We start from the raw sequence: 10,563 nt of genomic DNA, 5'->3' as shown, positions 1-10,563 counted from the left end.
CCCGTCCTGGCCGACCCCGGCTATCAAGGTGCAGGTCACGGCATCGTCGTTCCGTTCAAGCAACCTGCTGATGGCAACATGCTCAGCGTCGACAACCGCGCCCGCAACGCCCTACAACGAGCGCTACGCAGCCTCGGCGAACGCGGCTTCGCCCTCCTCACCGAACGCTGGACGGCCCTGAAGCACACCACGCTCAGCCCCAGCCGGATCGGCGACCTTGTACGCGCCGCACTCGTTCTCGTCCACTTCGAACATCGACGGATCAGCTGAAATTCACTGAGAAAACGTCATTTTAAAGCTTTTTCTCCTCGCCGAAATTCCGAATTTTCGGTCGGCGTCTATTTCCTTTTCGGCTGATGCGTTAATGCGGGGGCCGAGAAGGCGGCCCGAGCGATGCGATGGCGTCACAAAGATGGTGCATTGTGACATAAGTCACATTGATCTCTCTGGATTGTTTGATCTTGCCCGAGTAGTTTCTGAATGGCTTTGTAAAGAGCGCTTCAAATCCACTGTCAGTTGACTGCTGTAACCGTGCGTGAGCATTGCCGCATTTCGGCGGCTGGATTCTATGAGGTAGTTAAATGCGTCGGAGTCGCTTTGGGCTGGGCAATATTGGGCCGAGCCGGTGGTTGGCGCGGACCGGAGTGGCTGCTGTTGTAGCCCTCCTGCCCGGTCTCATACAGCTTCCGGCGTTTCCTGCCGCAGCAAGCTCGGGGCAGGTAACACTTTCCCTGCCAGGCTCAACAGCAGGCTCTACTGACAAGCCGCCGGTTCAGCAGTCGCGTACCGCCGAAGGGCTCACGCATCTCGTCGACTCCTCCGCCACGCGGGCGGAGACGTCCGCATCGTCGGGCGGGAAGCCTCAACGGCCGAAGGGAAGTCTGCCGGTTGAGAAGCGACACAAGACATCTGATGAGCCGGCCAAGGGTGGCCTCGAATCGCCTCCGCCCCTGCCGGAGGAGTTGACGCCTCAGAAGAAGGCGAAAGACGGAGTCGCGAGTGAAGGCGCAAGTAAAGACTCGGGCGAAGGCGCAAGTAAGGACTCGGGTGAAGGCGTCGATAATTCGGGCCTCGTGACCGCATTGGCGACCGCGACGCGCACTGGTTCCCGGGTGCCGGTCGACAGCGAGACCACGGAATCATCTCTGACCTATGCCAATGCCGACGGCACCTTCACCACGGAGGTCAGCGGCGGCGTGGCTCGCGTCAAGCGGGATGGCAAGTGGGTCGCGGTCGACACCTCGCTGGTCGAGGTCGGCGGGGTGCTCAAGGCGAAGGCGGCCAAGGCCGATGTGGTGTTCTCCGTGGGCGGTTCGGATGAGCCGCTGGTCACGTTCACCAAGGGTAAGGGTGAGTCACTGGCGCTGACCTGGCCGACCGCGCTGCCGAAGCCGATGATCGACGGTAACACCGCCACCTACGCTGACGCGGCGGGCAAGGGCGCCGACCTGGTCGTCACCATGCTCCCGGACGGGTTCTCCGAGGATGTGGTGCTGCGGGAACGCCCGGACGCCCCGGTGGAGATCAAGCTGGGAGTGGAAGGCGAGGGGATGACGCTCGCCGCCACCTCCGGCGGCGGGTTCGAGGTGAAGTCAGCACAGGGGAAGGTCGTCGCCTCGGCGCCGGAGCCGGTGATGTACGACGCGACGGTGGCGTCCGGATCCGCCTCCCCGGCGTCCGGCGAGTCCGCTTCGAGCCCCACGCGGAACCAGAAGGCGGACAAGGCGAGCAAGGCGAACGGTGTCGGCGGGATCGACACCCGGTTGGTGAGTGAGAAGGGCCGGCAGAGTCTGGTGCTGCGCCCGGACGGCGAGTTCCTCGCCGACCCCGCCACCAGGTACCCCGTCCGGGTGGACCCGACCGTGACGCTGACCCCGAGCGTCGACACCTACGTGGAGACGACCTACTACTCGGATGGGACGTACAGCCTGGGGTCCGGGTTCCCCTCCTCATCGACGCTCTACGTGGGAACGAGCGTCAACACGTACGAGAACCCCCGGACCTATGTGCGGGATCGCGCGTTCCTGAGCTTCGACGTGTCCTCCGTCCCGACGAACGTCACGCTGACCAGGGCTGAATTGCAGCTGTGGAACTCCAGCTTCACGTCGAGCAGCGCATGTGAGACCAGCGCGGTGACAGCGTCTCGGGTCAACTCCTACTGGTCGTCGGGGATCGCCTGGCACAACCAGCCATCCGTGGACTGGTCGACTTCCGGCGTGAACGTCTCCTCAGGCACGTGCAGCACCTCCAACCCGAAAGCGATGACCTGGGACATCACTTCCATGGCGCAGGGGTGGGTCGCCAGGACGAGCACGAACTATGGTGTGCGGCTGAGCGGATCGGAAGGGACCAGCACGCTGACCCGCGCGTTCTCGTCCGCCGAGGCGAGCAGGAAGCCGAACCTGACCCTGACCTACAGCTTGCCGAACGTCGCGCCGACGGTGGGGACTCCGACGGTCGCGCCCACGGTGACGGCCGAGACCGGCGGTGTGGTCACCTCGTTGACGCCGGTGCTGTCGGCGGTGCTTTCCGATGCTGACGGCGGCTCGCTGTCCGGTGAGTTCCAGGTACAAGTTGGCAGCACGGTCGTGTGGAGCGGTACCGCCAGCGGCATCGCCTCGGGCGGCAAGGCCACCGTGGCCGTCCCCGCCGGGAAGCTTTCCGACGGGCAGAAGATCCAGTACCGGGTGCGGGCCTACGACGGCATCGACTATTCGGCGTGGTCGGGGTGGCAAACAGCTCAGGTGACGTCGATGGCGTTGACCGCTGTCTCCTTCCAGAACTTCTCCCCGTACGACAACAGCCAGGCCGGCTCGCTCACCCCGGCGCTGTCCGCGTACGCGCAGGTTCCCGGAGAGGCCGCGACCTCCTACTGGTACCAACTCTGCGCGGGCCCGAAGGACAACTGGACCTGGTGCGAGTCCTCCACCTGGGTCAAGGGCGCCTGGACCATCCCGGCCGGGAAGCTGCAGTGGGGCAAGACTTACTGGTGGTATTCGCAGGCCGCGACCAGCGCGGCGACCGCGACGTCGTCGTGGCGGAGTTTCAGCACCGTCCCCGAGCAGGCTTCGATCAACGCCCAGCTCGCGTCCGGCACCGGCGGGCGGGACTTCGACCACGTCACCGGCAACTACACCCGCACCGAGACCGATCTCGTGGTCGCCTCGGCCGGACCGCCGCTGTCGGTGATCCGCACCTACAACAGCCTCGATCCGCGCAGCGACGGCGCGTTCGGAGCCGGCTGGACCACCCGCTGGGATACCCGTCTGGAGAACGAGCCGCTGACCTCCACCGTCCTGGTCACCTATCCGGACGGCCGGCAGTGGCGGTTCGCGGCCAAGGGCGACGGCACCTACGCCTCACCGGCCGGGACGTACGCGACGCTGGCGACGCAGAGCGGTGGCGGCTGGCGGCTGATGGACAAAGCCTCCACCTCCTACTGGTTCGACTCCTCCGGCCGACTGCTGAAGGTGACCGACAACCGCGGCCGCACCCAGACCCTTCAGTACGGCACGGACGGGAAGCTGGCCAAGGTCACCGGGACCGGTGGACGGTCGCTGACCTTCACCTGGAGCGGTGGGCACGTGACCAGCGTCGCCAGCGACCCGGTGGACGGCGCCCCGATCACCTGGACCTATGCCTACGACGGTGACCACCTCGTCAAGGTGTGCCCGCCGTCCTCCGGTAGCGCCTGCACTCGTTACGAATACAACGACGACTCCCAGTACCGCAGCAGGGTCCAGGACACCAAGCCGGTCGGATACTGGCGGCTGAACGAGACCGGCACCGGGCTGGGCAGCCTGATCTCCAACTTCGTCGGGGATATATCCGGAGTCGGGAACGGGAAGATCGCCGGTGGCACCGCCGACGCGACCGGTGGCACGCAGGCCCCATTGGCCGGATCCGGCGACACCGCGATGACCTTCAAGGGCACGGCCAACTCGGCGTACGTCTCCCTCCCAGCCAGCGTGGTCAGCGGCCTCGGGGGAGACGTGACCATCGAGGCATGGTTCAAGACCACGAAGTCGGGCACGATCTTCGGCTACCAGAACTCCGCCACCAACGCGCCCTCCCTGTACACGCCCGCGATCTACGTGGGAACCGACGGAAAGCTGCGCGGCCAGTTCTGGACCGGGACGGCGGCTCCCATCACCTCCACCGGCGTGGTGAACGACGACGCCTGGCATCACGTGGTGCTGTCGGGCGCCAAGACCACCCAGACCCTCTACCTGGACGGGCAGGCGGTCGGTTCCCTCGCCAAGCAGATCACCAACCTCGGGCAGTGGGACGCCAGGATCGGCTACGGATTCGGTTCCTCAGGCTGGCCCGGGACGGCGAGCTCCAGCGGGCCGTTCCCCTTCGCCGGCGCCATCGATGAGGTCGCGGTCTACGGCAAGCCGCTGCGTCCGGAGGAGATCGCGACCCGTTACCAGACCAGACTGGCGCGCAACCAGCTCACGAAGGTCACCCGGCCGTCTGGCCGCGTCGCCGTGGTCAACACCTACGCGGCCGACGGCGGCCGTCTGCTGACCAGCACCGACGCTAACGCCGGACTGTGGAAGCTGTCGGCGCCTGCGTACACCAAGGACGCCACGGGCACAAGCATCGCCACCATCGCCGTGACAGACCCCCGCAACGGAACGCTGACCTACGTCAGCGACACCACGCGGGACGACCGGCCCGTCTCCTGGACCGACCAGCTCAGCAAGACCACCAGCTACACCTATGACACCGGCGGCTTCCCGGCGAAGATCACCGATCGGAACGGGAACGCCGACGAGTTCGCCTACGACGGGCGCGGCAACCTGCTCGCGAAGAGCGTCTGCAGGGCCAGCGCCGACTGCGCCACGGAGTACTACGCCTACCACGTGGACGGCGACAATTTGTTCGACCCCCGCAACGACCAGGTGACCGAGTACCGGGACGCCCGCTCCTCCAGCGCCACGGACGACACCTACCTCACCACGATCAGCTATGACCAGTTCGGAGCGAAGACCAAGCAGACCAGCCCCGCCACCAGCGACTTCACTTCAGGTAGGTCAGCCGAGTGGACCTACACCGACGGCACCGAAGCCGCTGAGGGAGGCGGGACCGTACCCGCGGGGCTGCTGAAGACCCAGACCGACCGCAACGGCAACCGGACCACACTCGCCTACACCGCCGCCGGGGACGTCGCCAAGGTGACACAGCCGTCCGGCGCGGTGATGAGCATCGCCTATGACGCCGTCGGCAGGATCTCGGCCAAGGCGAATATCGCCTCTGCGACCCCCGACGGGGTGACCACGACCTACGGATACGATCCGGTCGGTCGGCTTGCCCGCGTGACCGAACCTGGGGTCAAGAACGACCTCACCTCGGTGACGCACACCCGCGAGCAGCGCACGACTTACGACGCCGACGGCAACACGCTCACCGAAGTCTCCGCCGATCTCACCGGCGGCGACCCCGCCCGGACGACGACCTACACCTACGATGACCAGGGCCGTGTCGCCTCCATCACCGGCCCCGAGGGCGGCGTGCAGAGGTACATCTACAACGTCAAGGGCCGCAGGACCGGTTACACCGACGAGCGCGGGACCACGTACAAGTACGCGTACACGGCTCGTGACGAGCTGGCCACGGCCACACTGGTCGGCTGGACCGGAAACCCGATCACGCCACAGTCGGCCGCCGACGTGGTGATCGCGTCCTACGCCTACGACCCCGACGGGCGCCTGGCGTCCGAAACCGACGCCATGGGCCGCACCACAGCGTTCACCTACTACGGCGACGATCGCCCCGCGCAGACGGTTGCCAAGAACGCCGAACTCAACGGCTCGACCACTCCGAAGAACGTGGTGCTCGAAGACAACACCTATGACGCCGCCGGCAACCTCACCAAGCAGATCACCAGCGGAGGCCTCACCCGGGTCGACCGCACCTACGACGCGGCCGCCCGCCTCACCACCGAGACGCTCGACCCCACGAAACTCGGCCGCACGACCTCGTACGCGTACGACGCCAACGACAACGTGACCAAGGTCAGCAAGACCGCGGACGGCGCCGGCAGGACGGAGATCACTGAGTACGCCTACAACGAGCTCGACAAGCGGATACGCGAGAAGGTCCACAACGACGACGAGAACCTCGTCACCACCTTCACTGTCGACGACCGCGGCCTCGTCACCGGCATCACCGATCCCCGAGGGAACGCCTCCGGAGCCACTGCCGCCGACTACACCACCACCATCCGCTACGACCTTGCTGGACGGCCGGTCGAATCCCTCGCCCCGCCGGTGAAGATCGAGCGCGACGGCGCCGCGCCATCGACGAGCAGGCCCACCACCCGGCTCGGGTACAACACCCAGAGTGAACTCACCCACGTCCGAGACCCCGAAGGACGCCTCACCAGCGCGACATACGACCGAGCCGGACGTGTGACATCCCTGGCCAAGCCTGCCTACACGCCGCCGGGTGGGGCCGCCGTCACTCCGACCGTTAGCTACGGCTACGACGCTGCGGGACAGCAGACCCGGGTGACCGACGAGCGCGGCAAGGTCACGACCGCCGCCTACGACGGGCTCGGACGGCGCGTCCAGGTGACCGACCCCAAGATCGACAGCGCTGACCCCGGCCAGTGGAACTATACCTACGATTTGGTCGGAGAAGTCCTGTCCCAGACTGACCCGACGGGCGCCCGCACCGAGGTCACGTACGACGGCCTGGGACGCAAGATCACCCAGACGACCGTCGAACGACGGCCCAGTGCCGCCGCGTACGTCACACGCCTGGAATACGACGACGCGGGTCGGCTGACAAAGCAGACCCGTCCTGCCGGAGATACCACCTCCCGCACCTATGACGCATCGGACGCGCTGGTCACCGAAACCGATCCGTCCGGGAACGTGAGCAGGTACGGCTACGACCTGGCCGGCCGCATGGCGAAGGTCATCACCCCGATCGGCACGAGCACCGCTGCGGAATACGACCTGGCTGGCCGGAAGACGGCGGTCAAGGAGTACGACTCAGACGGGAGTCTGCTGCGCACCCAGACCCTGGGATACGACCTCGCGGGCAACGTGATCGATCAGACAACCCCGGAAGGCCACACGGTCCTCCAGAAGTTCGACGCGGTCAACAACCTGATCGAACTCAAGGAACCCGTCTCGGCCGACGAGACCATCACCACCGGCTTCGGTTACGACGCCGCCGGATTCCGTACCCGCGTGACCGATGGGCGCCGTAACTCCACCATCACGACCTACAACAGCCTCGGCCTGGTGGAATCGACCATCGAACCTTCCACGACCGTGCATCCCGGAATCGCCGACCGGACCTGGACGACCATTTACGATGGCGCGGAAAACCCGGTTGCCGGCATTGCTCCTGGGGGTGTCCGCATCGATCGCACATTCGACCAACTGAACCGTCTCACCAAGCAGACCGGCAGCGGCGCCGAGACGGCCACCGCGGAGAAGACTTTCGAGTACGACCTGGCAGGTCGCCTCACCAAGGCGAATGATCTCACCTTTAGCTACAACGACCGAGGCACGCTGCTCAAGACCACCGGCCCTGGCGGTGACATCAGCGCCTACGCCTACGACGCCAACGGGCGGCTTACGCAGCGTGTAGACGCGGCGGGCACCGCGGCCTTCGCCTGGAACGGCGACGACCGCCTCACCGAGACCACCGACCCGGTGACCGGCGCCACGATCAGCTACGGCTATGACAACGCCTCGCGCCTTACCAGCATGGGCTACGGCACGAGCGGAGCTCGGCGTACCTTCTCCTACGACGCGCTGAACCGCCTCACCAAGGACGAACTGAAGACATCCGCGGGAGCAGAGATCTCCTCGATCGGCTACGGGTACGACCTCAACGACAACATGGTCTCCAAGGACACGGCCGGAACCGCCGGAGCGGGCACCAACGGCTACACCTATGACCATTCGGGAAGGCTCACGTCCTGGACCGCCCCCGATGGACAGAAGACCGTCTACGGCTGGGACGCCGCAGGCAACAGGATCCGCGCCGGCGACAAGACCTACACCTACGACGAGCGTAACCGCCTGCTGTCCGGAGACGGGAGCACATACACCTACACCGCCCGCGGCACCCTGGCAGGGAAGACCACGGACGGCGAGGTCACGACGCTCAAGTTCGACGCGTTCGATCGCCTGATCCAGGACGGAAACGTCCAGTTCGGCTACGACGCGCTGGACCGGATGACCAACCGAACCCAGGGCGGGGCGGAGGAGACGTTCTCCTACGACGGACTCACGAACGACCTAGTCGCCGTCATGGACCAGGCCGGCGTGAAGAAGGCGACGTACGGGCGCGACGCCGTGGGGAACCTGCTCGGCCTGAACACCGGAAGCGGCGCCGAACTGGCGCTGAGCGACCTGCACGGTGATCTCGTCGGCACCTTCACCGCCGACGGCACCGGACTGGCCCGTTCCGCCGCCTACAACCCGTTCGGCGAGGTCATCGCCCGCACCGGTGTGGCCGACCGTCTTGGGTACCAGGGCGGTTTCACCGACCCGGAGACCGGCAAGGTGAACATGGCCGCTCGCTGGTACGAACCGCGTACCGGATCCTTCACGTCACGCGACTCCTGGACTCTGGACCCGGTTCCCTCCATCCAGACCAACCGCTACACCTACGCGAACGGCTCACCGCTCAACCACGCCGACCCAACCGGACACTGGTCGGAGAACGTGTGCCTCGCCGGCTATTCATGCGGCGGTGCTTACATCTGCAGCGGCGGCACCTGCCACGAAACCGACGCACAGGCGCAGTGGTGGACCTCCTATATGTCCTCCTTCGAATTTAAGTCGCAGCAGCCTAAATTCTCTGATGACCGAGCTAAAGAACTCGGTGTTATGCCGAGTGGCAGGCCCGCGCCGAAGGACTATTGGAAGGCGGGGGAAAATGTGCGAGAGACGTATATGGCCCTCTATGAGATCCACACGGATCGGAGCGACAAGGATCTCGCCTACCTTTGGTCGGAGCTGCGAAAGATAAAGATCTCGAAGACGGGGTCGGAAGCCATCATTGCCGCAGCGTACATGGCCCCGAAGGCGCCGAGCTGTCGAGCAGCGGAGCAGGGCGCCGGACGTCCGGGGATGACAGGCTGTGGATTTGGCTATATCAACTCGTACAAGAATCTCGTGCAGTATGAGAAGCAGATTCTCTCAGCAGCGAGAGAGCATGGAGTGGATCCTGTTGCATTCATGGCGATGCTCATCTATGAAAACTATTGGCTTGAACCCAAGACGGGGATCGCGGCCAACATCACGGCTCGCTACAATGACACGTCCTCTCTGGGGATAACCCAGATGCAGATTCAGACGGCCAGGGATATGCTGAACAAGTATTACAACGGAGCTGGGAAGGGGCTCACTAACAAGGACATCGGACAGATGTTGATCAACAGCCCCGGGACGGCCCTGAAGTTGGCCGCTGCCTACATGAAAGATCTGAAGAATACGGTAGTCATCAACGGTCGTCACATAAATGACTGGGAAGCGGCCGTTGCCTACGGCACGGGGGCGAGTAGTTACATAGGATGGAAGACCGGTAAAGAAAGGCCCAGTCAGGAGGCGTTGAAGCGCGAATCCTGGATCAATGGCTGGATGGGCGACGCGGCGCGTGAGTATTGGCGCTGTGTTCAGGCGTCCTGCTACTGACCTGGACTCGAAGGGCGGTGCAGTTAGAGGTGTCTAGAACGGTAACTGTCCGGATGGGAACGGTTGTGGCCGTCTCGGCGATCTCCCTGATCATCATCGGCTTGCTGTTCCTCGCGGGGTGGTACTGGAATGGGCGGTTGGTGGAAGTAGATGCCGCCGCCGTGCGGCAAGTACGAGGAGTGGGGACGGTCGTAGCTGATGTCAAGGTGAAATCAGCCGAGTCGGACGTCGCTTCAACATTGGAGTATATAATCTTCGAAACTCCCGCCTTGGGCCCGCAGGGTTCTTTCGGAAAAGTGGTCGACTATTTCCGGGAGAGGGGGTGGGTGGTTGACATCGATGACTCCCCTCGAACCGTTAATCTGAAGTCTTCCGAATGGGACGCGATTCTCATTCTGATGCCGCTGAAGGAGTTCGTAGACGTGGGGAGTTTTGGTGAATCACGTCTCAAGAAGGTCGCCGAGGATGCGTATTCGACGGCCAAGTATCCGGAATCTATCATGGTGGCAATACTGCGACCCGCAAGAACTTAGAAATGTATGCGTCGGGTTATAATCCATCCGATGGTATGATTGCCTCTCTCGTATAGGCGGATCTGCTTGACTGGGCCGTCGCTGCTCTTGGGCGTTGCGGTGGCCCGCCCATTCAGCACCGCCAGCGCGACGGCCTGGGCGTCAATGAGGCATTCCGCGTAAGCGCCCGTGATGGATCGTGATCGTCGGGTCGGGAAGAGGGATGGTCCAGCCTGCGGACTCTGGCCAGGAACGCAGTGAAGCCCCTGGTGTGTGTCACGAACGTTGAGGGAGGCTTGATGTAGGGAGAGCTTCTTGATGCGGTGCTGCGTGGAAGATGAAGGATTGTGGCCCTTCGGAGTCGTCCTGCGGGGGAAGGCTTC

3 protein-coding genes are annotated in these 10,563 nt (G+C 64.5%); all 3 read left to right on the top strand.

Features of this window, described 5'->3' with window-relative positions:
* Positions 1–270, top strand: a 270-nt coding sequence (locus tag QSK17_RS35325) for a transposase family protein (protein ID WP_285710975.1), incomplete at its 5' end; no start/stop codon positions are given.
* A gap of 803 nt (positions 271–1,073) precedes the next feature.
* Complete coding sequence (locus QSK17_RS35320; protein WP_285710973.1) at positions 1,074–9,668, top strand: DNRLRE domain-containing protein; 8,595 nt, start codon at positions 1,074–1,076, stop codon at positions 9,666–9,668.
* A gap of 17 nt (positions 9,669–9,685) precedes the next feature.
* On the top strand, positions 9,686–10,201 hold the full coding sequence (locus QSK17_RS35315) for a hypothetical protein (protein WP_285710971.1): 516 nt from the start codon (positions 9,686–9,688) through the stop codon (positions 10,199–10,201).
* The last annotated feature ends 362 nt before the right edge of the window (positions 10,202–10,563 follow it).

This window comes from Microtetraspora sp. NBRC 16547 (assembly GCF_030268965.1).
GTDB lineage: Bacteria > Actinomycetota > Actinomycetes > Streptosporangiales > Streptosporangiaceae > Microtetraspora.
Note: the sequence above shows the minus strand (reverse complement) of the source record. Positions and strands in the feature narration are given on the sequence as shown.